We start from the raw sequence: 24525 nt of genomic DNA on the forward strand, positions 1-24525 counted from the left end.
GAAAGGCTCGTAGAACCTTCAACCCGGGGTGTCAGGCGGCCGGGGTGAGGCCCGCGATCAGCGCGTCGGTCACGGCGGTCAGCCGGTCCTTCGCGGCCTGTTCCGCGACGCCCGTCTGGACCGACAGCGCGGCGATGGCGTAGCGGTCGCCGACGACGCCGGAGGTGTGCAGGTAGAGGTCGGCCGGCAGGTACCACATCCAGCCCTGCTTGGCGTACCCGCCGACGCCCGGCGCGAGCAGGCCGTACGCCTGGTCGAAGCCGTCGGCGGCGGTGGGGGAGGCGGCGGACAGGGCGTCCACGATGACGTCGCGCTGCGCGTCCGGCAGCCGGGTCGCGATGTAGCGGTACAGCCTGGCCACGTCGCCCGCCGACATCTCGACATCGCCCCACTGGGACGCGTCGGCGGGGGCGCGGGTGGCGGTCAGGCCGGCCTGGGCGGCCACCCGGTCGATCGCGCCCATGCCGTCGTGCAGCGTCCACAACGCGTTCATGGCGTCGTCGTCGCTCAGGCTCAGCGCGCGGGCCAGCCGGTCCAGGTCGGCGGCCGGCACCTCGCCCGACGTGAGCAGGTCCACCGCGACCACCAGCTTGCTCAACGACGCCGAGCGGAACGGGGTGTCGGCGTCGTGGCCGGCCGCGGCCCCGGTCCGCAGGTCCACCACGGCCAGCCCGAGGTCGGCGTCACCCGCCGCCGCGACCGCCCGCGCCACCGCCGCCGAGAGGTCCGGGGCGGGTTCCTCGACGGTGCGTGGCGCGGCCGGGTGCGGGGTTTCCGCGGAGGTGGTCGCCGGCGCGGCGCCCGAAGGACCCGCCAGCGCGCCGTGGTCGGGGTGGCGCGGGTACGCGAGCGCGACGACGCCCACGACCAGCGCGACCACGACCAACCACCAGCGTTTCCCCACCCCTCAACGGTCCGTTCACAACCGCCTGACGTCGAGGGGTTCCTCCTGTGCGGTTCCTGAAGATTCGTCACGTCGCACGACGTACGCGCCGCCGCCGGGCCGTTCGGACACCGCTTCCACGAGTTCCGTGCCGTGGTAGACGAGCCCCGCGCCGTCGTCGGTGCAGTGCGTCACCGGCAGCTCGCCGGACGCCACCGCGGCCTGGATCGTGGGCCGCCGGGCCGCCTCGCTGTCGTAGTGCACGCCGTTGCCGTACGGCAGGAACCCCAGGCCGTTCCCGATCACGCGCAGCTCCGGGCCGAACGAGTCGGTCGAGCCGCCCACGAACCAGCAGATCGACCCCGCCGACACGCCGCCGAGCACCACGCCGTCCTGCCACGCGGCGCGCAGCGCGGGCCCCAGGTCGTGCACCGCCCACACGGCCAGCAGGTTCGCCACGGACCCGCCGCCCACCCACACCACGTCGTGCTCGCCCAGGAAACCGCGGAGGTCGGTCGTCGGCGGCATGGTGAACAGGTTCAGGTGCGACACCTCCCAGCCCGCCACCCGACCGGCCTCGGAGATGTCGGCGTTGAACCACCGCTGGTCGCCCGCCGCGGTGCCGACGTGGCACAGCCGCGGCTTGCGGCCGTGCGCGCCGGACAGGTCCACGGCGTGGTGCACGAGTCGGTGGAACTCGAGGTTGGTCCGCCGCCCGGCGCGGAAACCGCCCGAGGTGGCCACGATCGTCGGCTGGTCTGCTGCCATGCCCGCGATCCTGGCAGCCCGGGACGCGTGTGGGATCATCCGGGGCGTGACGTTCCTGCCGAGACTCCGCAGGTTGCTGGCACGCGTCGTCCTCGGCGGCCTCGCGATCGGGCTCCTCGTGGTCGGCGGCACGGCGTTCCGGGTGTGGCAGGTCGCCCGCGAGGACGACCGCACCCACGCCGACATGGCCGTGGTCCTCGGCGCGGCCCAGTTCAACGGCGTGCCCTCCGACGTGCTGGAGGCCCGGCTGGAGCACGCCCGCCGGCTGTACGAGCAGGGCGTGGTCCGCTACATCGCCACCACCGGCGGCCGGCAGCCCGGCGACAACTTCACCGAGGGCCAGGCCGGGCGGATCTGGCTGGAGGAGCGGAACGTGCCCGCCGACCGGATCCTGGAGGTCGGCGAGGGCACCGACACGCTGGGCAGCATCCGGGCGCTCGCCGCCGCCGCCCGCGAGAAGTCCCTCACCACCGCCGTGATCGTCAGCGACCCGTGGCACTCGCTGCGGGCGCGCACGATGGCCGAGGACGAGGGCCTGTCCGCGTGGACGTCCCCGACCCGCAGCGGGCCGAACGTGCAGACCCGGGAGACCCAGCTGTTCTACATCCGCCGCGAGACCGGCGCGTTGCTCTACTACCACCTGATGAAGGCGCCGGCGGGCGCGTTCGACGGCATCCTGCTGTAGCCCCTTACGCTGAGCGGATGAGCCAGGGCTACACCGCGCACGACACCGCGCGGCTGCTCCCCGAGCTGCCCAAGACGGCGGTGCTGCCCGGAGCGCGCGCCGAGCGCCGCTCACCGTTCTCCCGCGACCGCGCCCGCGTGCTGCACTCGGCGGCGCTGCGCCGGCTCGCGGGCAAGACCCAGGTCGTCGGACCGCACGAGGGCGCGGAGGTCACCGGTGTGCCGCGCACCCGGCTCACCCACTCGCTGGAGGTCGCCCAGATCGGCCGCGGCATCGGCGAGGAGCTGGGCTGCGACCCGGACCTGGTCGACACCGCCGGGCTGGCCCACGACATCGGGCACCCGCCGTTCGGGCACAACGGGGAACGCGCGCTCGACGAGCTGGCCGGGCCGTGCGGCGGCTTCGAGGGCAACGCCCAGACCCTGCGCATCCTGACCCGGCTCGAACCCAAGACCGCGGTGGGCCTCAACCTGACCCGGGCGTGCCTCGACGCGGCCACCAAGTACCCGTGGACCCGCCGCCCCGGCACGGCCAAGTTCGGGGCCTACGACGACGACGTGCCCGTGTTCAACTGGGTCCGCGAGGGCGCGCCGGACCACCGGCGGTGCCTGGAGGCGCAGGTCATGGACTGGGCCGACGACGTCGCCTACTCCGTGCACGACGTGGAGGACGGCGTGCTCGCGCACCGGATCAGCCTGTCCGCGCTCGGCGACCCGGCCGAGCGCGCCGCCATCGCGGGCCTGGCCGCCAAGCACTTCTCCGACGAGCCGACGTCCGCGCTCGAAGCCACCGCCACCGACCTGCTCGGCCTGCCCGTGATCGCCGAGCTGGCCCGGTACGACGGGTCGCTGGGCGCCCAGGTGGCGTTGAAGCGGCTCACCAGCGAACTGGTCGGGAGGTTCGCCTCCGCCGCCGTCGGCGCGACCCGCGAGGCGTACGGCGACGGCCCGCTGAGCCGGTACCGGGCCGACCTGGTCGTGCCGCCCCGCGTCGCGGCCGAGGTCGCGCTGCTCAAGGCCGTCGCCGTGCGGTACGTCATGAGCGACCCGGCGCGGCTGGCCGCGCAGGCCCGGCAGCGCGAACTGGTCGCCGAGCTGGTCCACCTCCTGCTGATGCGCGCCCCGGACACCCTCGACCCCGCGTTCCACCCGGCGTGGGCCGCCGCCGGCACCGACGCCGAACGGCTGCGGGTCGTCGTGGACCAGGTCGCCTCGCTCACCGACGCCCAGGCCGTCGCGTGGCGCAGGTCCCTGGCGAACGTCGCCCCCGAACCCCTGTGACCGGTGGCACACTCGAGGTCATGGCCGATGAGTCCAGGAGACCGCCAGGCCGTCCGTGGCCGTGGCGCAGACCGACCCGCGATCCGGTGCACGTCGGTGGGGAGTTCCCGTACGACGGGTGGGACGACGAACCCGACGACGGCTCCGCCGGGGTGCGCGAACCCCGCCACCCCCAGCCGCTCGGACCCGTGAGCGGCGCGGGGGAACGTCCGATCCCGGACGACCCCATAGCGGTCAAGGAGACCCTGTGCCTGATCGAACGCACCTGACGTTCGCCCTCACCCTCCACGACGCCGTCGCGCCCGACCGCGCCCGCAACGCGTGCTGGTCGCCGTACTCGGTGGCGAGCGCGCTCGGCGTGGCCGCGCAGGGCGCGCGCGGCGCCACGGAGGCGGAGCTGGTCGCGCTGCTCGGCGCGGACCACGCCAAGCTCCTCAAGGGCGCGGTCGTCGGCGACGACGCCGAGTTCGCCGTGGCCAACACGCTGTGGTCGTGGGAGGCGCTGCCGATCGACGAGGGCTTCCTCACCGACCTCGCCGGCTGGCCGGGCGCGAAGGCCCGACCGGCCCCGTTCGCCGAGGACCCCGAAGGCGCGCGCAAGCTCATCAACGCCGACGTGGCCGAGACGACCCACCAGCTGATCCCCGAGCTGCTCGCCCCCGGCACGATCACCTCCGACACGGTCGCGACCCTGGTCAACGCGCTGTACCTGAAGGCGGCGTGGGCCGAGGAGTTCCCCGGGCACGACACCGCCGACCGGCCGTTCCGCGGCGCGGGCGAGGTCGCGACGATGCGCCGCGAGGGCTCGATGCGCTACGCCCGCCGGGCCGGGTGGGAGGCCGTGGCCGTGCCGGCGCGCGGCGGCGTCGAGGCGGTCGTGCTGCTGCCGGAGGGCGACCTCGGCGGCACCGAGGGCGTGCCCGAGGTGCTGGACGCGTTGGAGCGCGAGCGGATCGAGCTGTTCCTGCCCAGGCTGAAGCTGTCCGTGCAGACGTCGCTGGTGGAGGCCCTGCAACGGGTCGGCGTGCGGACCCTGTTCACCGACGAGGCCGACCTCACCGGCCTGAGCCCCGACCCGCGCCTGTACGTGGACGACGTGGTGCACCAGGCCGTGCTGCGGCTGGACGAGCAGGGCTTCGAGGGCGCGGCGGCGACCGCGCTGGTGATGCGGCTCACCTCGTTCATGCCGGTGGAGCCCGCGCGGACGGTCCGCGTCGACCGTCCCTACCTGCTGCTCGTCCGGCACGTCGACACGGGCGCGATCTTCTTCTTCGCCCAGGTCGTCACGCCGTAGCCGTCACGTCGGCGCGCCCCTCCTCGTCCACCGGGTGAAGACCCGAGAACGAGGAGGGGACATGCCCAGGATCCCGGTCGTCACGACCAGGCAGGCCAACCCGCTGGTGCGCCTGGCCTACCGGTTCGCCAAGCGCCGGTTCGGCGCCGTGCCGGAGCCCTTCACGGTGGCCGCGCACCACCGGAAGCTGTTCATGGCCAGTGCGCGGCACGAGATGGCGGTGGAGAAGGGCGCCCGGACGCTCCCCGTGTCGCTGCGGGAGCTGGTGGTCTACCTGACCGCGGTGAAGCTCGGCTGCTCGTGGTGCGTCGACTTCGGCACCATGCTGATCAAGCACGAGGGGCTGGACATCGACCGGCTCAAGGAGATCCACGACTACCGGACGTCCGACAAGTACACGGAGCTGGAGAAGCTGGCCCTGGCCTACGCCGACGCGATGACCGAGACGCCGACCGCGGTGACCGACGAGCAGGTCGCCGAACTGGACCGGCGGCTGGGGCACGAAGGGCTGGTCGAGCTGACCTACCTGATCGCGCTGGAGAACCAGCGGGGCCGCTTCAACTCCGCGTTCGGCATCACGGACCAGGGCTTCACGTCGGGCGACGCCTGCCGGGTCCCCATGCCGTGACCGCACGGCGCGCCGGCGCCGCGCTCCGGGGTCCCCCTACCCGGTGGCCTTGGGGTGGGCGCCGGCGCGCCGTGCCGAGGGCCGGCATGCCTTTGCGCGCACGCGGCGGCTCCGGGGATCTCACCGGAGTCGCCCCGTCCTGGCGGACCGTCACCGGCCGTGCTCAGGCCGGGTCGGGGAACCGGACGTGGGTCAGCTTGTCCGGGTTCGACATGTCGTACACGCCGGCCACCTTGCCGTCCCGCACCACGATCGCCTCGACCCGCGGCGTCAGCTCGCCCTGGGCGGCGAACACCAGCCCCAGGTCGCCGTTGACCAGCGCGGACCGGCCCTCGACATCGCCGTAGCGGCGCATGAGGCCGAGGATGAGGCGCGCCACCTTGTCCGCGCCGCTGACCACCTGGACCGCGGTCCTGGCCTTGCCGCCGCCGTCGCCGACCATCACCACGTCGGGGTGCAGCAGACCGACCACGGCGTCGAGGTCGCCCGACGCCACGGCCGCGAGGAACCGCTCCAGCACCTCGCGCTGCTCGTCCAGCGCCACCCGCGGCGGGGGCTCGGCCTCGGCCAGGGCACGCCGGCCCCGGGACGCGTGCTGGCGCGCGGTGGCGACCGGGCAGCCCAGCACCTCGGCGATCTCCGCGAACGGCACGTCGAACGCGTCGTGCAGCACGAACGCCACCCGCTGCTCGGGCGTGAGGCGGTCCAGCACGACCAGCGCCGCCATCCGCACGCCGTCGTCGCGCACCACCGCGTCCAGCGGGTCGTCCTCGCCCGTGGTCAGCAGCGGCTCGGGCAGCCACTGGCCCACGTAGCGCTCCCGCCGCGCGGTCGCCGACCGCAGCCGGTCCAGGCAGATCCGGCCCACCACGGTCGTCAGCCAGCCGCGCAGGTCACGGATGCCGGCCCGGCCCTGCTCGCTCAACCCGGACAGCCGCAGCCACGCCTCCTGCACCGCGTCCTCGGCGTCCGCGACGCTCCCGGTGAGCCGGTACGCCACGCCCACCAGGTGCGAGCGGTGGCCGGTGAAGGCGGAGGCCAGGGTCTGCTCGGCGGCGGTCACGGGTCCCAGTCTGCCAGCACTAGACTCGCTCGACGTGGCAGGACGCATCCGGGAGAGCGACATCGCGTTGGTGCGTGACCGGAGCCGGATCGACGACGTCGTGGGCGACCACGTCTCGCTGCGCCGGGCCGGTGGCGGCGCGCTGAAGGGCCTGTGCCCGTTCCACGACGAGAAGTCGCCCTCGTTCAACGTCCGCCCCTCGCACGGCACCTTCCACTGCTTCGGCTGCGGCGAGGGCGGCGACGTCATCGCGTTCGTGATGAAGATCGAGCACCTCGGGTTCGTGGAGGCCGTCGAGCGGCTGGCCGACCGGGCGGGCATCCAGCTCACCTACGAGGGCGGCGGCGCGACGATCCAGCGCGACCGCGGCACCCGCAGCCGGCTCATCGAGGCCCACCGGGCCGCCGCCGAGTTCTACGCCGAGCAGCTGGCCACGCCCGAGGCGTTGGCCGCGCGGGAGTTCCTGGCGCAACGCGGGTTCGACGAGGCCGCCGCCCGGCAGTTCGGCTGCGGGTTCGCGCCCGGCGGCTGGGACCGGCTCACCAAGCACCTGCTCGGGCGCGGGTTCGAGCTGACCGAGCTGATCAAGGCCCAGCTCACCAAGGAGGGCAGGCAGGGCCCGATCGACCGGTTCCACCGCAGGCTGCTGTGGCCGATCCGGGACCTCGGCGGCGACGTGGTCGGGTTCGGCGCGCGCCGGATCTTCGACGACGACCCGATCCAGGCCAAGTACCTCAACACCAGCGAGAGCCCGATCTACAAGAAGTCCCAGGTGCTCTTCGGGTTGGACCTCGCCAAGCGGGAGATCGCCAAGCGCCGGCAGGCCGTCGTGGTCGAGGGCTACACCGACGTCATGGCCATGCACCTGGCGGGCGTGCCCACGGCCGTCGCGTCCTGCGGCACGGCGTTCGGCGCGGACCACATGAACGTGCTGCGCCGGCTGCTGATCGACGACTCGCTCAACGGCGAGGTGATCTTCACCTTCGACGGCGACGCGGCGGGCCAGAAGGCGGCGCTGAAGGCGTTCGAGGGCGAGCAGGCGTTCTCCGCGCAGACCTACATCGCCATCGCGCCGGACGGCATGGACCCGTGCGAGCTGCGGCAGGCCAAGGGCGACGTGGCCGTGCGCGACCTGGTGGCCCGCCGCACGCCGCTGTTCGAGTTCGCCATCAGGACGCGGCTCAAGGACTACGACCTGGACTCGGTGGACGGCCGCGTCGAGGCGTTGAAGACCATGGTGCCGTTCGTGGCCCAGATCAAGGACCGGGCCAAGCGGGACGGGTACGCCACCCGGCTCGCCTGGTGGGTCGGCTGGGAGGACGAGGCGGCGGTGGTGCGCCGGGTGCGCGAGACCGCGACCGGGCGCGCGGCCCCGCCGAGTCGACGTGCCGCGCCGGCGGACCCGAACCAGGGCGCGCTCGCGGTGGACGTGGACGGCCCGCCGCGCCCCGACCCGCGCGACCCGGCGCTGTGGGCGCAGCGGGAGGCGTTGAAGGCGGCGCTGCAACTGCCCGAGATGGCCGGGCCGTACTACGACTCGCTGCCCGACGAGGCGTTCACGCACCCCGCGTACCTGGCGCTGCACCAGGCGATCCGGGAGGCGGGCGGGGTGTCGTCGGGGCTGGCGGGGCCCGCGTTCCTGGACGCCGTGTCGCAGGCGTGCCGGCAGCAGGCCGTGCGGTCGGTGCTGACCGAGCTGGCCGTGGAGCCGTTGCGGGTCAAGGCCGAGGACGAGTACCGGTACGTGCAGAGCGTGCTGGCCCGGTTGCAGCAGATCCTGGTGGCCGGGCAGATCACCGAGATCAAGTCTCGGCTGCGGCGGGTGTCGCCGATCGAGGAGCCGGACGAGTACCGGGCCCTGTTCGGCGACCTCATCGCCCTGGAGGACTACCACAAGGCGTTGGGCCAACAAGCGGTGGGCGGGCTGTGATGGGGCTGTTCCGGAGGTTGTTCGGCTCGGGCGCGCCCGAGGGGTTCACCGGGTCGCTGGAGGCCGACGAGCACGTGCTGGCGTCGGCCGCGGTCGGCTCCGGCTGGCTCGTGGCGACGTCGCACGGGCTGTGGCTGCCGGACGACCCGCGGCCGCGCCGCGTCGGGTGGCACCTGGTCAGCAAGGCCACGTGGAGCGGGAACGCGCTGGCGGTGGTCGAGGCGGTCGAGGACGGCACGGCGGGTGACGCCGTGGTGCTGCGCGACCTGCCGGCCCGGCGGTTCCCGCTGGAGTCGCCGGGCAAGGTGCCCCAGGTCGTGCACGAGCGCGTGACCGGGTCGATCAAGACGCGCGAGCACAACGCGACGGTGGGCGCGTGGTTCGTGCAGCGGAAGGTCGCGGGGCGGGACGGCGTGGTGCTCCAGGTGCGGCCGGACCCGGGTGTCGACGTGGAGCGCGTCCGCGAGGTCGCCGCCTCGGTCGCGGCGAAGATCGCCCGCTTGCGCGACTGAGCCGGCCGGGTTCGCAGTACGCGCGTACTGTAAGCAGTACGTCCGTACTGTGAAACGGGGTGTGCGCATGTGGGATCCGGGCAAGTACCTGGCGTTCGCCGACCACCGGTCGCGTCCGTTCCACGAGTTGGTGGCCCGGGTCGGGGCCGTGTCGCCGCGGCGGGTGGTGGACCTGGGCTGCGGTCCCGGCAACCTGACCGAGACGCTCGGCGCGCGGTGGCCTGCGGCGGTCGTGGAGGCGTTGGACTCGTCGCCGGAGATGGTCGCCGCCGCACGGGCGCGCGGGGTCGACGCCCGGGTCGCCGACGTGGCCGCGTGGGAGCCCGCGCCGGACACCGACGTGGTGGTGACCAACGCGGTCTTGCAGTGGGTGCCGGGGCACGAGGACCTGTTGCGGAAGTGGGTGCGGGCGCTGCCGTCCGGCGCGTGGCTCGCGATGCAGGTGCCGGGCAACTTCTCCGGGCCGTCGCACGAGTTGGTGCGGTCCCTGGTCGACTCGTCGTGGCCGGGGTTGCGCGGCCTGCTGCGCCCGTCGCCGGTGCTGGACCCGCAGGGGTACGCGGAGGTGCTGGACGGCTGCGCGGTGGACGCGTGGGAGACGACGTACCTCCAGCGGCTGGAGGGGGAGGACGCCGTGCTGGAGTGGATCACGGGGACGGCGTTGCGGCCGATCCGGGCGGCGTTGGACGACGAGGGGTGGGCGGCGTTCCGAGGGCGGTTGGCGCCGCTGCTGCGCGAGGCGTACCCGCGGCGGGCGGACGGCACGACGTGGTTCCCGTTCCGCCGGGTGTTCGCCGTGGCGCGGGTGCCGTGACACGCGCCGGGGCCGCCCCCTGGTGGAGGGCGGCCCCGGCGGCGCGCGGTCTCTTGGCGCGGTCGGTTCGCGCGGTCAGTTGGCGCGCGGGATGACCGGGTCGCGCCGGTGGCCGTTGGCGTTGGCGTTCGACTGGTGGCGGCCGAAGCCGGTCTTCTCGCCCACCTTGGCGCGCACGATGCCCGCCGCGCCCTGGACGGCCGGGTGGTCGGCCAGGGCGCGGTAGGCCCGCACGATCTGGTCGTAGCGCTGCCGTCCGGCGCGCGCGCCCAGGACGTAGCCGATGGCGGCGCCGAGCAGGATGCCCTTCATGGGGTGGTCCTTCCCTCCTGGATCGTGCCTGGTCACACCCCTTCCTACCGGAGGGGAGGGGGGTGTGCGCGAGCACTGTTCGGGATGCGCTAGAGTTACGTCCTGTCGGGCCGGGAGGTCCGGCCTACAACAGAACATTCCCCCTTAGCTCAATGGCAGAGCATTCGACTGTTAATCGAAGGGTTACTGGTTCGAATCCAGTAGGGGGAGCGCGATGGCACCCCAGGTCCGCGGACCTGGGGTTTCTTCGTCTCATGGGGTGCGGGTACCCGCGAGTCACCCGTTTGTCACACGTTCGGGGCCGGATCTTTCGGGCAGGCTGGGCCACATGGCCGACCGCTTCGCCAACCGCCGCCGGATCACCTCGCTGGACCCCGAGCGCGACCACGTGGAGATCATGCGCATCTCGTCGGGCTACGAGTTCCCGTGGGACTACGTCCGCGCGCTGGAGTTCGCCCTGTTCCGGACTTACTGCGTGCCGTCGATCTCGGGCCTGCTGGCGCGCACGGGCGAGTTCGAGCGCCGGCCGCAGCAGCGGTACGACGACACGGCGCTGCTGATGGCGGAGCTGATCGACCACGGCTACGACTCGCCGCGCGGCCGGGAGGCGCTGCGCGTGGTGAACCGGCTGCACGGGCGGTACGACATCGCCAACGACGACATGCGGTACGTGCTGTCGACGTTCATCTTCGACCCGATCGAGTGGATCACCCGGTACGGCTGGCGGCCGCTGACCGACCACGAGCGGCTCGGCGCGTTCCACTTCTACTCGGCCGTCGGCGCGCGGATGGGCATCAAGGCGATCCCGACCACGTACGAGTCGTACCTGGAGTTCAAGCGCGAGTACGAGGACCGGCACTTCACCTACAGCGACACCAACCGCGCCATCGGCCGGTACACCCTGGACCTGTTCTGCTCCTGGTACCCCGCGCCGCGCGCGATGACGTCCCGGGCGGTGCTGGCCATGCTGGACGACCGGATGCTGGCCGCCTTCGGCTTCCCCGCCCAGCCGCGGTGGCTGGTGCGCGCGGCGGACGCGTCCCTGCGCCTGCGCGCCCACGCGGTCCGCCTCCTCCCACCCCGCCGCACCCCGCGCCTGACCAACGACCCGAAGAACCGCACCTACCCGGGCTACCCGACGGGCTACCGGCCGTCCGACCTCGGAGCCCCGTAGTCCGCCCGGCACAGCTTGGTCACGCCGCCCGGGTTGTCGAGACGGGGAGGAACCTCCCTCTGTACCCTCCGGAACCGCACGTCACCGGGGCGGTAGCTCAGCCGGTCAGAGCAGCGGACTCATAATCCGTCAGGTCGTGGGTTCGAACCCCACCCGCCCCACTCTTCGACCAGCGGGAACGTTGGGTTGGACGGTCGAGGCCGCCGGTCGGGCGGCTCGTCCGGGCGGTTGCGTCCACGACCCCACGCGTCATCCGCGGTCCCCAGCCCCAGGAGGGCTCTTTCGCGCTATGACCGCTGGTAGCGGCGGTACTACGGTTGGTGCACGGGGTGTCGTGTCGGAAACGTGACCTGGGAGCGCCCACTTTCCGGGCCCCGCGGTGTCCATACCTTCCGAGAGCCCATCCGCGCACGTCAGACCACGCACCACCGTCCAAAGCCCTCACCGGCCCGTGCCGCACCGACGGCCGGCGGGGGTGGCCACAGGAAGAAGGAGCCACCATGCGAGGGATCCCACAGGCCAGGGGGACCGACGCCGCGCACCGCGGCCAGCGCTCGGCCGAGGAGCTGCTCCGGTTGGCCCGTGGTGGGGACGGGGAGGCGTTCCGGGGGCTCGTGGAGCCCTACCGGCGGGAGTTGCAGGTCCACTGCTACCGCATCCTCGGGTCCGTGCAGGACGCCGAGGACCTGCTGCAGGAGACCTTGCTGGCGGCGTGGCGGGGGATCGGCGCGTTCGAGGAGCGGGCCTCGGTGCGGACCTGGCTGTACCGGATCGCGACCAACCGCTGCCTTAACGCACTGCGGGCCGGCACACGTCGGCCGAACGACTATGCGACCTACCAACCGGAGGTCCCGTTGCCCGAGCCATCTCACCGCCGCGCGGAGCCGAGCTGGCTGGAGCCGTACCCGGACGCGTTGCTCGACGAGATCGCCGACGACCTGCCGGGGCCGGAGGCGCGGTACGAGGTCAGGGAGTCCGTGTCGCTCGCGTTCCTGGCCGCCCTGCAGCAGCTGCCGCCCCGGCAGCGGGCCGTGCTGGTGCTGCGGGACGTGTTGGGGTTCCGGGCCGCCGAGGTCGCGACGATCCTCGACACCAGCGAGAGCGCGGTCACCTCCGCGTTGAAGAGGGCCCGGGGCGCGTTGGCGCAGGAGCTGCCGGGACCGGACTGGGCGAGCGCGCCGCTGCCGAACTCGCCGCAGGAGCGCCGCGTCGTGGACGACTTCGCCCGCGCGTTCCAGGCGGGCGACGTCGACGCGATCGTGGACCTGCTGACCAACGACGCGCGGCTCACCATGCCGCCGATGCCGCTGGAGTACCAGGGGCTGGACGACATCCGGCACTTCCTGGCCACGGTGGCGCTGCGCGACGGGATGCGCCACGTGCTGATCCCGACGCGGGCCAACGGCCAGCCGGCGTTCGGCATCTACCTGCGCGACCCGCGAACGCCCATCCTGCACGCGCACGGCGTGCTGGTGCTGACCCTGACCGGCGACCGGATCACCGGCCTGACCCGGTTCCACGACAACTCGCTCCTGCAGATCTTCGGATTGCCGCGATCACTGCGCGCCTGATTTCCCGGCGCTGATCCGGAAACACGACCCCGGGAATCCCCGGGGTGTTCCACCGCGCCCGTCGGCGATCTCGACGGGTTACCCGGCGAGGTGGTGGTGTCGAGCCACGGCCCCCGCCTGCTCGAAAACCATGGGATGAACCGAAGGAGAACGGTGAGTACGGAAACGGGACGGATGTCGTCCAAGCAGGCGTGGACATTGGGGCTCGCCTCGCTGGCGTCGTTCATGATGGCCTTGGACAGCCTCGTCGTCACGACGACGCTGAGCACCATCCGCGCGGACCTGACCGCGTCGATCGAACAACTCGAATGGGTTGTCAACGCGTACAACCTGACGTTCGCGGTGTTGCTGCTGACCGGCGCCGCGCTGGGTGACCGGTTCGGCCGGCGGAAGATCTTCAACACCGGTCTGGCGCTGTTCACCGTCGCGTCGGTGGCGTGCGCGATCTCGCCGAACATCATCTTCCTGATCGTGTCCCGGGCCTTCCAGGGCGCGGGCGCGGCGATGGTGCTACCGCTGTCGCTCACCCTCATCACCGCGGTCTTCCCGCCGCAGACGCGTGGCAAGGCGATGGGCCTCTACCTGGGCCTCACCGGTCTGGCGACGTTCAGCGGGCCGTTCATCGGCGGCGCGATCGCCCAGGGCCTGGCCTGGCAGTGGATCTTCTGGCTGAACCTGCCGATCGGCATCGTCGCGATCCTGCTCGCCTCCCGGAAGGTCGACGAGAGCACCGGCCCGAACAACAAGCTCGACCTGGGCGGCCTCGGCCTGGTCACGCTCGGCGCGTTCGGCATCATCTGGGCGCTCGTGCGCGGCAACGCGGCGGGCTGGGGCAGCGCCGAGGTCGTCGCCTCGATCGTGCTCGGCGTGGTGCTGATGGTGGCGTTCGTGTTCTACGAGAAGCGCACGCCGCGGCCGATGGTGCCGATGGGCTTCTTCAAGCTGCGCGCGTTCTCCACCGCCAACCCGGCGAACTTCCTGGTGTTCGCCTCGCTGTACGGCACGATGTTCTTCCTCGCGCAGTACTTCCAGCTGGTCAAGGGCCACGGCCCGCTCGTGGCCGGCCTGATGCTGATGCCGTGGACCGGCACGCTGATGGTGTGCGCCCCGATCGCGGGCCGGCTGGTCGACAAGGTCGGCGAGCGCAAGTTCGTCGTCGGCGGCCTGTTCCTGCAGGCGATCAGCATGGCGTGGATCGCCGTCGCGATCGACACCGACACGTCCTACCTGGAGATCCTGCCCGCCCTGGTCATCGGCTCGGCGGGCATCACCGCGGCGATGCCCGCGGCGCAGAAGGCGGTCGTGACCGCGGTGCAGCCGCAGCAGATCGGCCAGGCGTCCGGCGTGTTCATGATGCTGCGCATGTTCGGCGGCGTGTTCGGCACCTCGGTGTCGGTCGCCGTGTTCGGCGCGGTCGGCGGTTACGCGACGTCCGAGGCGTTCGCCGACGGCTTCTCGGGGTCGATGACCGCGGTCGCCGTGCTCGCGTTCGTGGGCATGCTCATCGGTCTCGGCATGCCGGCCAGGCGCCCGGCCGCCGCGCCCGCGCCCCAGCCCGCCGCGCCCAGCCCCGTCGCCCAGGCGGAGAAGGCGTAACGCCCCCGGCGTCCGGAAACGATCCCTAACAATTCCGGGTCGCGGACGACGGCCTGCCCGGCCGCCGTCCGCGACCTTTTCTCGCCCGCCGTTTCGGCAGTACGAAGGACGCCTTCTCCGGGAAGCCGCCGCCGGACCGTCAAGGCAGGTGCGAAGAAGCGACCCGGCCACGGGCCGTGCTATCAATTCAAGTGTATGGGGAGATGATTGCCGAAAGATTACCCGGGAGGAGTCGAGGGTGAGTCCGGAAATTGGTGTGGCGCTGCCCGTGCGCGAATATTCGATGCTGTACCCGACCGATGCGGCGGCACCGCTGATCGCGCTCGCGAAAAAAGTGGAGGAACTCGGGTTCGACTCGGTGTGGGTCGGCGACTCGTTCGTCACGCGGCCCCGCCTCGAACCGCTGTCGCTGCTCGGCGCGATCTCGATGGTGACCGAGCACGTCACCATCGGCACGGCGGCGTTGACGGCCGTGCTGCGCGAGCCGAAGGCGCTGGCGCACGCCATCACGACGCTGGACCAGCTCAGCGGCGGCCGGCTGAAGATGGGCCTCGGCATGGGCGAGCCGCTGCCCGTGAACAACGAGAGCGACCTGGTCCCCATGACCTACACCGAGCGCATCACCCGCGTCGACGAGGCGGTCCGGGCGTTCAAGACGGTGTGGGAGGGCCGGGAGGGCGACCTCAAGGGCAAGTACTACAACCTGAACGAGCTGCGCCACCAGGGTCCGCCGCGCACGCCCGGCGGACCCGGCATCTGGCTGGCCAGCAACGGCAAGCCCAAGGCGGTCCGCCGCACCGCGGAGCTGTACGACGGCTGGATGCCCGTGCACATCGACGCCGAGGGCTACCGCCACTCGCTGGAGCGGATCCGCGAGCACGCGCGGGCGATCGGCCGCGACCCCGACGACATCCGCCCCACGATGTACATCAACGTCAACATCGGCCAGGACACCGCGGCCGGCGAGGCGGCGCTCAACGAGTACACCACCCGGTACTACCAGCTGCCGCAGACGACCATGTCGAACTACCAGAACTACTTCGGCGGCACCGAGAAGGGCCTGGTCGAGCACCTGCGCGAGTTCATCGAGGCCGGCTGCCGGCACATCATCCTGCGCATCAACACGTTCACCGACTACGACGACATGCTCCGCACCATCGGCGAGAACGTGGTGCCCGCCATCCACGAGATCGCGGTGGACTGAGGTCCCGACCGGGGAAGGCGCCGCGGTCCCACGCGCGCCGACCGGGGGCGGGCGATCGCGGCCACCTCGACGTGCGGGGGTGGAACCGGCGCGATGGCCCGCCCCGCAGCGCGTGCGCCCGGCGGTGGTCGGGCGGTAGTACCGCAGGTAGCATCGGAAGTATGAAAATCAGTGTGAGCCTCCCCGAGGAGGACGTAGAGTTCGTTGATCGCTACCTCCGGCAACACCGGAGCGCCTCGCGGTCGTCGGTGATCCACCAGGCAATCACGTTGTTGCGCGAGGCAGGGCTGGAGAACGCCTACGCGAGCGCGTGGGACGAGTGGGAAGCCGGAGGAGACGCCGACGTGTGGGACGTGACCGCCCCGGACGGTGTCGTCGATGCGGCGAGGTGACATCTACTGGGTGGACCTGGAGCCGGTGCGCGGCGCCGAGGCGAACAAGGTCCGCCCGGCCGTGGTCGTGAGCAACGACGCGGCGAACCGGGCCGCCGGACGGGGCGGCCGGGGTGTGGTGACCGTCGTGCCCATCACCTCCAACACCGCGAAGGTGTACCCGTTCCAAGTGCTGCTGCCCGCCAAGGACTGCGGGCTCGGCGCGGACTCCAAGGCGCAGGCCGAGCAGGTGCGCACGGTCGCCGCGGCCAGGCTCCGCGCCCGGATCGGCGGGCTGCCGCCCGCCGTGCTCAAGCAACTCGACGAGGCCCTGCGCGTGCACCTCGCCCTCTGAGCCGCGCGGAGCACCGCCGGGACCGCCCGCGAGCGGCCCCGGCGACCCCCGTCACCCCACGACGCGGATGGCTCCCGCCGGGCAGAGGTGCGCCGCCTCACGCGCCGCCCGCTCGTGCCCGCCGGTCGGCGACGGCTGCAGCAGCACGACCGTCCCGTCCACCTCGTCCTGGTCGAACACCTCCGGATCGGTCAGCGCGCACATGCCCGACCCCGCGCACCGGTCCGGATCCACTTCGATCCTCACGAGAACTCCACCGGCAGCTCGTGCACGCCGTAGATCGCCATGTCCGACCGCATGCGCACCTCGTCGGCCGGCACGGCGAGCCGCAGGTCCGGGAACTCCCGGAACAGCGCGCTGAACCCGATCCTCATCTCGATCCGGGCCAACTGCTGCCCGAGGCACTGGTGCACGCCGTGGCCGAACGCGATGTGCCCGGACGCGGACCGGCGGACGTCGAACTCGTCCGGCCGCTCGAACCGCGCCGGGTCGCGGTTGGCCGCGGCCACCGAGATCGACACCGACTCGCCCGCCCTAACCACCACGCCGCCGACCTCCACGTCTTCCAACGCGGTGCGCAGCGTGCCGAACTGGATGATGCTCAGGTACCGCATCATCTCCTCGACCGCGTTGTCCACCAACGACGGGTCGGCCTGCAGCGCGGCCAGCTGCTCGGGGTGCCGCAACAGCAGCAGCGTGCCGATGCCCAGCATGTTCGCCGTGGTCTCGTGGCCGGCGACGAGCAGGAGCAGCCCCATGTTGGCGACTTCCTCGTCGGTCAGCTCGCCGGTGGCGATGAGCCCCGACAGCATGTCGTCGCCGGGCTCGGAGTGCTTGCGCCTGGCGAGCTGGAGCACGAACTCCTCCAGCCGCTCGAAGGCCGCCATGATCTCCTCGAACGTGGAGTCCAGGCTCAACACCTTGGCGGTGTCGCGCTGGAACACCTCCCGTTCGTCGTAGGGCACCCCCAGCAGCTCGCAGATCACCATCGACGGCACCGGCAGGGCGAAGTTCGCCACCAGGTCCGCGGGCGACCCGGCGGCGCGCAGCGCGGCCAGGTGCTCGCCCACGATCTGCTCGATCCGCGGCATGAGCCGGCTCATCCGCCGCACGGTGAACTGCCCGGTGAGCAGCTTGCGGTAGCGGGTGTGGTCGGGCGCGTCCATCGCGATGAACATGCCCGGCTTGGCCGGGGGCCGCTGCGCGATCGGCTGCCCCGCGACCCGGCGCGGCGTGTGCTGCAGCTCGGCCCGGCTGCTGAACCGGCGGTCCGCGTGCACCTCCCGGGCCAGCTCGTAGCTGGTCACGAGCCACCCCAGGTGCCCGTCCGGGAACTTCATCCGGCTGATCGGGGCCCGCTCGCGGAGCAACCCCAACTCCGCGGGCGGGTCGAACGCCGTGCTGCGCTGCGTGGGCAGCTCGGCGTACAGCGTTTCGGTCATCTCGCACACCTCCCAGTGCGTTAAGGGACCTGCTTCGCAACGTACAGAAGTTTCAGGAAGCCGTGAAGTAAATATGCCGTAAGGGAACGGCTGTAGTACGTCTGATAGCAGGTGTGCTACAAAACGCGGGAGAACTCTGACAAGGGGGAGGTGAGGGATCCTTGGTCATCGAGGTGCGCGATCTGCGGATGCGCTACGGCACGACGGACGTGCTGCACGGGGTCGACTTCACCGCGGGACCGGGTGAGGTGCTGGCCCTGCTCGGGCCCAACGGCGCGGGCAAGACCACGACGATCGAGATCCTGGAGGGCTTCCGGCTGCCCTCCGACGGCCACGTCCGGGTGCTGGGCGTGGACCCGGCCAAGGGCGACGAGGCGTGGCGCGCCCGCCTCGGCGTGGTGCTGCAGTCCTGGCGCGACCACGGCCGGTGGCGGGTGCGCGAGCTGCTGCACCACCTCGGCCGCTACTACGCGCCCTACACCACGCCGCACCAGCCGCGGCCGTTCGACACCGACGAGCTGATCGAGACCGTCGGCCTGACCGGGCACGCGCACAAGAAGATCAGCAGCCTGTCCGGCGGGCAACGGCGGCGGCTGGACGTGGCGATCGGCATCGTCGGCAAGCCGGACCTGCTGTTCCTGGACGAGCCGACGGCCGGGTTCGACCCGCACGCCCGGCGCGACTTCCACGACCTGGTGCACCGGCTGTCGGACCTGGAGGGCATGACGATCCTGCTCACCACGCACGACCTGGCCGAGGCGGAGCGGCTGGCCGACCGCATCCTGGTGCTCGCGGGCGGCCGGATCATCGCCGACGGCAGCCCGGACCAGCTCAGCCGCCGGGTCGCGGGCAAGTCCGAGGTGCGCTGGACGCAGGACGGCCTGCGGCACGTGCACACCGCCGAGGACGCGACCGCGTTCGTGCGGGACCTGTTCCGCCAGCACGCGACCGGGATCTCGGAGCTGGAGGTGCGGCGCAGCACGTTGGAGGACACCTACATGGCGCTCGTGCAGCGGCACGAGAGCGGCCAGGCGACGGAGGAGGAGGTGGCGCTCCGGTGACCGGCAAGTCGCACGCCGTCCGGCTGGGCGTGGACCGCGGGGTGCGGGAGTTCCGGCACTCGCTGGGCAGCTCCGACCAGCTCTACAACCTGTTCCTCTCGGTCGGCTTCCTGACCGTGCTGTGGTTCCAGCGCGACTCGCCGGTCGAGGGCTCCGGCATCACGCTCGCCGCGCTCACCCTGCCCGGCATGCTCGGCATGGGGATCGTCTTCGGCAGCCTGGTGGGGCCCGCGGGCCAGCTCTCGGTCAACCGGGAGGACGGCACGCTGCTGCGGGCCAAGGCGGTGCCGCACGGCATGCTCGGCTACCTGGTCGGCCGGACGGTGCAGACCTCGCTGGACTCCCTGACCGGCCTGCTGGTCGTGCTCGTGCCGGGCCTGTTCCTGGTGAACGTGTTCGCGGACGCGGGCGTGGGCGGCGTGCTCGGCCTGGTCGCCGTGCTGGCGCTGGGCATGGCGTCGATGCTGCCCTGGGGCGCGGTCGCCGGGTCGATCAGCAAGAGCCCCGGCGGCGCGATGGGCATCACCATGCTGCCGATGATGGGGATCGTGGCCATCTCGGGCATCTTCTACCCGATCACCGCGCTGCCCGGCTGGGTCCAGGGCGTGGCGCAGGTGTTCCCGGTGTACTGGGCGGGCCACGGCGCGCGGGCGGCGCTGCTGCCCGACTCGGCCGCGGCGGCGGAGCTGGGCGGGGTGTGGCGCATCCCGGAGCTGGTCGGCGTGCTCGGGGTGTGGGCGGTGCTGGGCTTCCTGCTTGCGCCTACGATCCTGCGTCGGATGGCTCGCCGGGAGTCCGGAGCGGATATGGAGCAGCGCAGGCAGGCGGCGCTGCAGAGGGTGCGATGAGCGAAAGCGTCTACAACCGGATCGCCATGCTGCGCGCGGAACGGGGGGTGTCGCGTCGGCAGCTCGCCGAGGCGTTGGGCATCCACTACCAGACCGTGGGCTACCTGGAGCGGGGTGAGTACAGCCCCAGCCTGTACCTGGCGCTGCGCATCGCGCAGTACTTCGAGGTGCCGGTGGAGGTCGTGTTCTCGACCGACCCGTTCCCCCGGCTGGGCAGCAGCTCCGAGCGGTCCGCGTAGGCGCGGGAGGGGCGGCGTCCGACGGGCGCCGCCCCCTCGTCGCTCAGCGCAGTTCCGCCTCGATCACGTCGGCCGCCGCGGTCGTGCCGCCGGCCGCGCGGATCTCGGCCCGGATCGCGGCCAGCCGCCGCGCCACCCCGGGGTCGTCGGCCAGCTCCAGCACGGCGGACCGGAGCTGTTCGGCCGTGACCGCGTCCCGGTCGAGGTGCCGGCCGACGCCGAGGTCGACCAGGCGCTGGGCGTTCATGGCCTGCTCGCCCAGCGCGGGCAGGGCGACCATCGGCACGCCGTGGTGCAGGCCCTCCATCGTGCCGCCCATGCCGCAGTGCGTGACGAACACCTTGGCGTGCGCCAGGATCTCCAGCTGCGGCACCCAGCGGTGCAGCTCCACGTTGGCGGGCGGCTCGCCCAGCTCGGCCGGGTCGACGTGCTTGCCGATGTTCATCACCACGTGCCAGTCCAGGTCGCCGAACGCCTCGAAGCACGCGCGGTAGACCCGCGGCTCGTTGGTGTAGGCCGACCCGAACGACACCAGCAGCACGGGCTTGCCGTCCGCGGGCGGTTCCCAGGTGCCCTGGAACGCCGACCGGTCGTCCAGGCACGGCCCCACGAACGTGTACTTGGGGTGCACCGACTCGCGGTGGGGCTGGAAGGCCGGGGCGATGCTCACCACCGCGCGGTCCGGGTGGCCGACGTACGTGCGGCCCGGGATCGGGCAGCCCTCGGCCGCCAGCCACTCGTCCAGCTCGGCGAAGAACGCCTCCACGTCCGGGTGGTCGTACAGGTGCGCCATCTCCTCCTCCCACCCCTCGTAGGCCACGAAGGTGGGGGAGAACTGGATCGCCGGCACGCCCCAGCGCCGCGCCAGCACGCGCGCGGTCCACGCGCCGATGTCGTACACGACCAGGTCCGGCCGGTCGTCGGCGTACGCCGCCTCCAGCAGCGGCAGCACGGTCTTCGCCTCGGTGAGGAACAGGCGCATGGCGGGCGCCATCCCGGTCGGCCACTCGCGGTCGTCGGCGGGCAGGCCGGTGGGGTGGACGACGGGCGTCGCGCCCGCCTGCTCCACGATGTGCCCGAAACCGGGGGAGACGGCGTAGGTCACGCGGTGGCCCCGGCGCACCAGCTCGGTGACGACGGGCAGGGTCGGGTTGACGTGGCCGTGGCCGGGGATGTTGAAGAAAGCGATGTGCGACACGGGTGATCTCCGTCTGGGTGAAGGGTCGGCTCGAAGACCCCGGCGCGCCCGGCGCGCGGGGTCGGACGGCTGACCCGACTCAGAGGTAGAAGACCCGGAATGCCCACATGCGACCCACCCTAGCGGCGGGCGCCACTCATTTCCCGAGCACGCCCCGCAGCGCCGCGCGCACGGCCGCGGCCAGCTCGGCGCGGCTCTCCGGGGTGCCGGGCGCGGGCGCGCCGAGCGAGCCCGCGCCGACCAGCCGGTCGAACAGCAGGCCGTCCACGAACGCCACCAGCTCGCGGCCCTGCCGCTCCGGGTCCGGCGCGCCCAGTGCCGTGAGCAGCGCGCGTGCCTGCGCCCGCGGCCGCTCGCCGTGGGCCAGGATGCCGCGCAGCTCGGGGTGGTGGGTGGCCTCCAGCAGGCACGCGTACCGGGCCAGGGTGCGCTCGCGGCCGGTGGTCAGCCACCCGTCGAGCACGTGCGCGATGCCCTCCGCGAGCCGGTCGGGATCCGGTTCGGCGGCCACCGCCGCCGCGGTCACCTCGGCGTCGTCGAGGTCGGCCAGCCGCCGCACCACGCCCTCCACCAACGCCTTCCGGGTGCGGAAGTAGGCCGACGTGGAGCCGGTGGGCACGCCCGCCCGCGCATCCACCGCGCGGTGGGTCAGCCCTCGCATGCCCAGGGTGGCGACCACGTGGATCGCCGCGTCGGCGAGCACGTCCCTGCGCTCGGTCACATCCCCTCCTTCTACACCTGTAGAGTACGAGACCTCTACAGGTGTAGAACGGGGTGGTCGTGAAAGCGGTCGTGGTGGGTGGCGGCCTCGGCGGGGTCGCGGCGGCGGTGGCCCTGCGCCGCGTCGGGTGGGAGGTCGTGGTCCTCGAACGCGCGCCTCGGTTCGGCGAGGTCGGCGCGGGGGTGGGCGTGATGCCGAACGCCCTGCGGGCGCTGGGGGCGCTCGGCCTGGCCGACGCCGTGCGGCGGATCGGCACGCCGCGGGTGGCGGGCGACCTGCGCGACCCGAGGGGGCGGACGCTGACGCACGTGGACCCGGCGCGGGCCGGGCACGTCGTGGCGGTGCACCGGGCCGACCTGCACCGCGTGCTGCGCTCGGCGCTGCCGGAGTCGTGCCTGGTCACCGACACCGAGGTGCGGTCGGCGGACGACCTGGACGCGGACCTGGTGGTCGCGGCCGACGGCATCCGCAGCCGGCTCCGGCAGGAGCTGTTCCCGGCCATGCCCCAGCCGGTGTACGCGGGCTCCACGGCGTGGCGGAGCGTGACGACGGCGGAGTTCCCGCGCGACCTGCCCCTCGGCCAGACGCTCGGCCCCGGCGTCGAGTTCGGCGTGCTGCCGCTCGGTGACGGCCGGGTCTGCTGGTACGCGGCCCTCGTCACGCCCGCGGGCGGCCGGGCCGACGACGAGGCGGCCGAGGTCCGGCGGCTCGTGGGCGACTGGCACGACCCGATCCCCGCGCTGCTCGACGCCACCCCGCCGGGCGCCGTGCTGCGGCACGACCTGCACGAACTCGCCGAACCCCTGCCGACGTTCGGGCGCGGCCGGGTGGCGCTGCTCGGCGACGCCGCCCACGCCATGACGCCCTACCTGGGGCAGGGCGCGTGCATGGCGATCGAGGACGCCGTGGTCCTGGCCGCCGCGTGCGCCCGCGCCGACGACGTGCCCTCCGCGCTCGCCGCCTACGACCGGCAGCGCCGGCCGCGCACGCAGGCCGTGGCCAGGATGTCCAGGCTGGCCGGGCGGGTGGGGCACCGGCTGCGCAACCCGGTGGCCGTGGCGGTCCGCAACGCGGTGGTGCGCGCCGTCCCGGCGGGGATCGGCGTCGGCGGCATGGCCCGGGTGCTCGGGTGGACCCCACCGTCGTTGTCACCCGATAGTGGAAATCCATGACGTGATCTAAATCACATATTACCGCCGGGCTTCGTGCGGATAACGATCGAATATCACTCGTTCTCGCAGGAAGGCTCACTCTTCTGCGCGATCAAGCGCTCACTCTGTGGCACGAACTGCGCGGCTTCGCTGCGGGCCGGCCCGCGTCACGGCGGTGCGATCGGAGCCGGGGGCCAACTACGGTGTCGCGCCATGGCCCCCGTCCCCTCGTGCCCGGCTGAAGCCATCCCCGCGACCGCGACCACCGATCCCGCCGCCGACACCGTCGACCTCGCCGAAGCCGAGGAGTTCCTCCGCCTGCACCGCGCCGAGCACCCCGAGCTGGGCCCAGTCGAGCACCGCCTCGCCGAGGTGCACGCCGAGGTCGCCGCCACCGGCACCTACCGGCACACGCCCGAGGAGCTGACCTTCGGCGCGCGGGTGGCGTGGCGCAACAGCGCCCGCTGCATCGGCCGGCTGTACTGGCGCAGCCTCAAGGTCCGCGACCTGCGCGACCTCGGCGACCCCAAGGAGGTCGCCGACGAGTGCGTCGAGCACCTGCGGCTGGCCACCAACGGCGGCAAGGTCCGCCCCGTGATCACCGTGTTCGCGCCGGACGAGCCCGGCCGGCCCGGACCGCGCATCCGCAACGAGCAGCTGATCCGCTACGCGGGCTACGTCGGCTCGGACGGCGGCGTGCTGGGCGACCGGCGCAACGTCGCGCTCACCGAGCAGGCCGTCGCGCTGGGCTGGCGACCGCCCGCCCGCCGCGGTCCGTTCGACGTGCTGCCGCTGGTCGTGGAGCGGGAGGACGCCGAGCCGTGCCTGGTCGAGCTGCCCGCGGACGCCGTGCTGGAGGTGCCGATCCGCCACCCCGAGCTGCCCTGGCTCGCCGACCTCGGGCTGCGCTGGCACGCCGTGCCCGCGATCAGCAACATGCGGCTGCGCATCGGCGGGGTCGACTACCCGGCCGCGCCGTTCAACGGCTGGTACATGGGCACCGAGATCGGCGCCCGCAACTTCGCCGACGTGGACCGCTACGACCTGCTGCCGTACCTGGGCCGGCGGATGGGCCTGGACACCTCCTCGGTCCGGACGCTGTGGAAGGACCGGGTGCTGGTCGAGCTGAACCGCGCGGTGCTGCACTCGTTCGGCGAGGCCGGGGTGACCATCACCGACCACCACACCGAGTCCGACCGGTTCCTCACCCACCTGGAGAAGGAGGAGGCGGCGGGCCGCTCGTGCCCGGCGGACTGGACGTGGATCGTGCCGCCCATGTCCAGCGGCGTCACCAGCGTGTTCCACCGCTACTACGACAAGCGGGAGCTGGTGCCGAACTTCTTCCCCGGCGACACCAGGGGCGTGTGCCCGGTGATCCACTGAACGCGCCCGGACACGCCCCGGTCTCAGCAAGACGTATGTACG

27 protein-coding genes and 2 tRNA genes are annotated in these 24525 nt (G+C 72.7%); 21 read left to right on the forward strand and 8 right to left on the reverse strand.

The features are described 5' to 3' along the window. Positions 1-31: 31 nt before the first annotated feature. Positions 32-904 (reverse strand): serine hydrolase, encoded by an 873-nt coding sequence (locus ACWEFJ_RS33360; protein WP_378092909.1) that lies wholly within the window; start codon positions 902-904, stop codon positions 32-34. 15 nt (positions 905-919) lie between these two features. Next, positions 920-1651, reverse strand: coding sequence for a Type 1 glutamine amidotransferase-like domain-containing protein (locus ACWEFJ_RS33365; RefSeq protein WP_378092907.1), 732 nt, complete (start codon positions 1649-1651; stop codon positions 920-922). Positions 1652-1697: 46 nt separating this feature from the next. Here ACWEFJ_RS33365 and ACWEFJ_RS33370 point away from each other — a divergent pair, with 46 nt between their 5' ends. The 5 genes from ACWEFJ_RS33370 (at position 1698) to ACWEFJ_RS33390 (ending at position 5538) form a co-directional block, all read left to right on the forward strand. After that, positions 1698-2336 (forward strand): YdcF family protein, encoded by a 639-nt coding sequence (locus ACWEFJ_RS33370; protein ID WP_378092905.1) that lies wholly within the window; start codon positions 1698-1700, stop codon positions 2334-2336. A 17-nt stretch (positions 2337-2353) separates the two neighbouring features. Next, positions 2354-3616, forward strand: a complete 1263-nt coding sequence (locus ACWEFJ_RS33375) for a deoxyguanosinetriphosphate triphosphohydrolase (RefSeq protein WP_449716169.1) — start codon at positions 2354-2356, stop codon at positions 3614-3616. A gap of 86 nt (positions 3617-3702) precedes the next feature. Then, the gene (locus tag ACWEFJ_RS33380) at positions 3703-3885 is read left to right on the forward strand and encodes a hypothetical protein (RefSeq protein ID WP_378092900.1); all 183 of its coding nucleotides are present in this window, start codon (positions 3703-3705) and stop codon (positions 3883-3885) included. Then, entirely contained in the window at positions 3864-4910 is a 1047-nt protein-coding gene (locus ACWEFJ_RS33385) for a serpin family protein (protein WP_449716170.1), read from the forward strand. Before ACWEFJ_RS33380 ends, ACWEFJ_RS33385 begins: the two co-directional genes overlap by 22 nt. Before the next feature lie 61 nt (positions 4911-4971). Then, the gene (locus ACWEFJ_RS33390; RefSeq protein ID WP_449716171.1) at positions 4972-5538 is read left to right on the forward strand and encodes a carboxymuconolactone decarboxylase family protein; all 567 of its coding nucleotides are present in this window, start codon (positions 4972-4974) and stop codon (positions 5536-5538) included. A 163-nt stretch (positions 5539-5701) separates the two neighbouring features. On the opposite strand, the gene ACWEFJ_RS33395 is transcribed toward ACWEFJ_RS33390, so the two are convergent. Continuing rightward, a complete protein-coding gene (locus ACWEFJ_RS33395; RefSeq protein ID WP_449716172.1) occupies positions 5702-6601 on the reverse strand; it encodes a sigma-70 family RNA polymerase sigma factor in 900 nt (299 codons plus the stop codon). 34 nt (positions 6602-6635) lie between these two features. Between ACWEFJ_RS33395 and dnaG the strand changes: the two genes are divergently transcribed. The 3 genes from dnaG (at position 6636) to ACWEFJ_RS33410 (ending at position 9857) form a co-directional block, all read left to right on the forward strand. Further along, complete coding sequence (dnaG, locus tag ACWEFJ_RS33400; RefSeq protein WP_378092887.1) at positions 6636-8531, forward strand: DNA primase; 1896 nt, start codon at positions 6636-6638, stop codon at positions 8529-8531. Beyond that, entirely contained in the window at positions 8531-9043 is a 513-nt protein-coding gene (locus ACWEFJ_RS33405; protein ID WP_449716173.1) for a hypothetical protein, read from the forward strand. Before dnaG ends, ACWEFJ_RS33405 begins: the two co-directional genes overlap by 1 nt. Positions 9044-9110: 67 nt before the next feature. Then, positions 9111-9857 (forward strand): trans-aconitate 2-methyltransferase, encoded by a 747-nt coding sequence (locus ACWEFJ_RS33410; RefSeq protein WP_449716174.1) that lies wholly within the window; start codon positions 9111-9113, stop codon positions 9855-9857. 75 nt (positions 9858-9932) lie between these two features. Here ACWEFJ_RS33410 and ACWEFJ_RS33415 read toward each other — a convergent pair whose 3' ends face one another. After that, positions 9933-10169, reverse strand: coding sequence for a hypothetical protein (locus tag ACWEFJ_RS33415; protein WP_378094263.1), 237 nt, complete (start codon positions 10167-10169; stop codon positions 9933-9935). A 138-nt stretch (positions 10170-10307) separates the two neighbouring features. On the opposite strand from ACWEFJ_RS33415, the gene ACWEFJ_RS33420 reads away from it, so the two are divergent. The 8 genes from ACWEFJ_RS33420 to ACWEFJ_RS33455 all read left to right on the forward strand — a co-directional run bounded on the left by ACWEFJ_RS33420 (position 10308) and on the right by ACWEFJ_RS33455 (position 16440). Further along, positions 10308-10379 (forward strand) — tRNA-Asn (locus tag ACWEFJ_RS33420). 118 nt (positions 10380-10497) lie between these two features. Then, positions 10498-11343, forward strand: coding sequence for an oxygenase MpaB family protein (locus ACWEFJ_RS33425; protein WP_449716175.1), 846 nt, complete (start codon positions 10498-10500; stop codon positions 11341-11343). A gap of 86 nt (positions 11344-11429) precedes the next feature. Beyond that, positions 11430-11504, forward strand: a tRNA-Ile gene (locus ACWEFJ_RS33430). A 339-nt stretch (positions 11505-11843) separates the two neighbouring features. Next, positions 11844-12914, forward strand: coding sequence for a sigma-70 family RNA polymerase sigma factor (locus ACWEFJ_RS33435; protein ID WP_378094259.1), 1071 nt, complete (start codon positions 11844-11846; stop codon positions 12912-12914). A 153-nt stretch (positions 12915-13067) separates the two neighbouring features. Beyond that, the gene (locus tag ACWEFJ_RS33440) at positions 13068-14510 is read left to right on the forward strand and encodes an MFS transporter (protein ID WP_449716176.1); all 1443 of its coding nucleotides are present in this window, start codon (positions 13068-13070) and stop codon (positions 14508-14510) included. A 238-nt stretch (positions 14511-14748) separates the two neighbouring features. Beyond that, complete coding sequence (locus ACWEFJ_RS33445) at positions 14749-15714, forward strand: LLM class flavin-dependent oxidoreductase (protein ID WP_449716177.1); 966 nt, start codon at positions 14749-14751, stop codon at positions 15712-15714. A 161-nt stretch (positions 15715-15875) separates the two neighbouring features. Further along, positions 15876-16106: a ribbon-helix-helix domain-containing protein gene (locus tag ACWEFJ_RS33450; RefSeq protein WP_378093653.1), complete on the forward strand. Its 231-nt coding sequence runs from the start codon at positions 15876-15878 to the stop codon at positions 16104-16106. Then, positions 16093-16440 (forward strand): type II toxin-antitoxin system PemK/MazF family toxin, encoded by a 348-nt coding sequence (locus ACWEFJ_RS33455; RefSeq protein WP_449716178.1) that lies wholly within the window; start codon positions 16093-16095, stop codon positions 16438-16440. The genes ACWEFJ_RS33450 and ACWEFJ_RS33455 overlap by 14 nt, the downstream gene beginning before the upstream one ends. A 51-nt stretch (positions 16441-16491) precedes the next feature. Here ACWEFJ_RS33455 and ACWEFJ_RS33460 read toward each other — a convergent pair whose 3' ends face one another. Then, entirely contained in the window at positions 16492-16686 is a 195-nt protein-coding gene (locus tag ACWEFJ_RS33460) for a ferredoxin (protein WP_378093657.1), read from the reverse strand. After that, positions 16683-17882: a cytochrome P450 gene (locus ACWEFJ_RS33465; RefSeq protein ID WP_378093659.1), complete on the reverse strand. Its 1200-nt coding sequence runs from the start codon at positions 17880-17882 to the stop codon at positions 16683-16685. The genes ACWEFJ_RS33460 and ACWEFJ_RS33465 overlap by 4 nt, the downstream gene beginning before the upstream one ends. Positions 17883-18070: 188 nt before the next feature. On the opposite strand from ACWEFJ_RS33465, the gene ACWEFJ_RS33470 reads away from it, so the two are divergent. Genes ACWEFJ_RS33470 through ACWEFJ_RS33480 form a run of 3 tightly spaced genes read left to right on the forward strand, consistent with a single transcriptional unit; the run spans position 18071 to position 20030 of the window. Then, positions 18071-18943: an ABC transporter ATP-binding protein gene (locus ACWEFJ_RS33470; RefSeq protein ID WP_378093699.1), complete on the forward strand. Its 873-nt coding sequence runs from the start codon at positions 18071-18073 to the stop codon at positions 18941-18943. Next, a complete protein-coding gene (locus ACWEFJ_RS33475) occupies positions 18940-19791 on the forward strand; it encodes an ABC transporter permease (RefSeq protein WP_449716179.1) in 852 nt (283 codons plus the stop codon). Before ACWEFJ_RS33470 ends, ACWEFJ_RS33475 begins: the two co-directional genes overlap by 4 nt. Next, entirely contained in the window at positions 19788-20030 is a 243-nt protein-coding gene (locus tag ACWEFJ_RS33480) for a helix-turn-helix transcriptional regulator (protein ID WP_378093663.1), read from the forward strand. The genes ACWEFJ_RS33475 and ACWEFJ_RS33480 overlap by 4 nt, the downstream gene beginning before the upstream one ends. A 43-nt stretch (positions 20031-20073) precedes the next feature. Here ACWEFJ_RS33480 and ACWEFJ_RS33485 read toward each other — a convergent pair whose 3' ends face one another. Together ACWEFJ_RS33485 and ACWEFJ_RS33490 are read right to left on the reverse strand one after the other, a co-directional pair. Then, positions 20074-21228, reverse strand: a complete 1155-nt coding sequence (locus ACWEFJ_RS33485; protein WP_449716180.1) for a macrolide family glycosyltransferase — start codon at positions 21226-21228, stop codon at positions 20074-20076. Positions 21229-21364: 136 nt separating this feature from the next. Continuing rightward, on the reverse strand, positions 21365-21949 hold the full coding sequence (locus tag ACWEFJ_RS33490; RefSeq protein WP_449716181.1) for a TetR/AcrR family transcriptional regulator: 585 nt from the start codon (positions 21947-21949) through the stop codon (positions 21365-21367). Positions 21950-22002: 53 nt separating this feature from the next. Between ACWEFJ_RS33490 and ACWEFJ_RS33495 the strand changes: the two genes are divergently transcribed. Both ACWEFJ_RS33495 and ACWEFJ_RS33500 read left to right on the forward strand, forming a co-directional pair. Next, the gene (locus ACWEFJ_RS33495; protein ID WP_378093669.1) at positions 22003-23121 is read left to right on the forward strand and encodes an FAD-dependent monooxygenase; all 1119 of its coding nucleotides are present in this window, start codon (positions 22003-22005) and stop codon (positions 23119-23121) included. Positions 23122-23313: 192 nt separating this feature from the next. Then, positions 23314-24483 (forward strand): nitric oxide synthase oxygenase, encoded by a 1170-nt coding sequence (locus tag ACWEFJ_RS33500; protein ID WP_378093671.1) that lies wholly within the window; start codon positions 23314-23316, stop codon positions 24481-24483. The last annotated feature ends 42 nt before the right edge of the window (positions 24484-24525 follow it).

The sequence above is a fragment of the Actinosynnema sp. NPDC004786 genome (genome assembly GCF_053601135.1).

Bases quoted from the DNA above. Each gene is read 5' to 3' on its own strand.
- ACWEFJ_RS33410 (WP_449716174.1), top strand. From the start codon at position 9,111: ATGTGGGATCCGGGCAAGTACCTGGCGTTCGCCGACCACCGGTCGCGT.
- ACWEFJ_RS33365 (WP_378092907.1), bottom strand. From the start codon at position 1,651: ATGGCAGCAGACCAGCCGACGATCGTGGCCACCTCGGGCGGTTTCCGC.
- ACWEFJ_RS33470 (WP_378093699.1), top strand. From the start codon at position 18,071: ATGCGCTACGGCACGACGGACGTGCTGCACGGGGTCGACTTCACCGCG.
- ACWEFJ_RS33390 (WP_449716171.1), top strand. From the start codon at position 4,972: ATGCCCAGGATCCCGGTCGTCACGACCAGGCAGGCCAACCCGCTGGTG.
- ACWEFJ_RS33425 (WP_449716175.1), top strand. From the start codon at position 10,498: ATGGCCGACCGCTTCGCCAACCGCCGCCGGATCACCTCGCTGGACCCC.
- ACWEFJ_RS33465 (WP_378093659.1), bottom strand. From the start codon at position 17,882: ATGACCGAAACGCTGTACGCCGAGCTGCCCACGCAGCGCAGCACGGCG.
- ACWEFJ_RS33375 (WP_449716169.1), top strand. From the start codon at position 2,354: ATGAGCCAGGGCTACACCGCGCACGACACCGCGCGGCTGCTCCCCGAG.
- ACWEFJ_RS33415 (WP_378094263.1), bottom strand. From the start codon at position 10,169: ATGAAGGGCATCCTGCTCGGCGCCGCCATCGGCTACGTCCTGGGCGCG.
- ACWEFJ_RS33455 (WP_449716178.1), top strand. From the start codon at position 16,093: ATGCGGCGAGGTGACATCTACTGGGTGGACCTGGAGCCGGTGCGCGGC.
- ACWEFJ_RS33450 (WP_378093653.1), top strand. From the start codon at position 15,876: ATGAAAATCAGTGTGAGCCTCCCCGAGGAGGACGTAGAGTTCGTTGAT.
- ACWEFJ_RS33435 (WP_378094259.1), top strand. From the start codon at position 11,844: ATGCGAGGGATCCCACAGGCCAGGGGGACCGACGCCGCGCACCGCGGC.
- ACWEFJ_RS33500 (WP_378093671.1), top strand. From the start codon at position 23,314: ATGGCCCCCGTCCCCTCGTGCCCGGCTGAAGCCATCCCCGCGACCGCG.
- ACWEFJ_RS33480 (WP_378093663.1), top strand. From the start codon at position 19,788: ATGAGCGAAAGCGTCTACAACCGGATCGCCATGCTGCGCGCGGAACGG.
- ACWEFJ_RS33405 (WP_449716173.1), top strand. From the start codon at position 8,531: ATGGGGCTGTTCCGGAGGTTGTTCGGCTCGGGCGCGCCCGAGGGGTTC.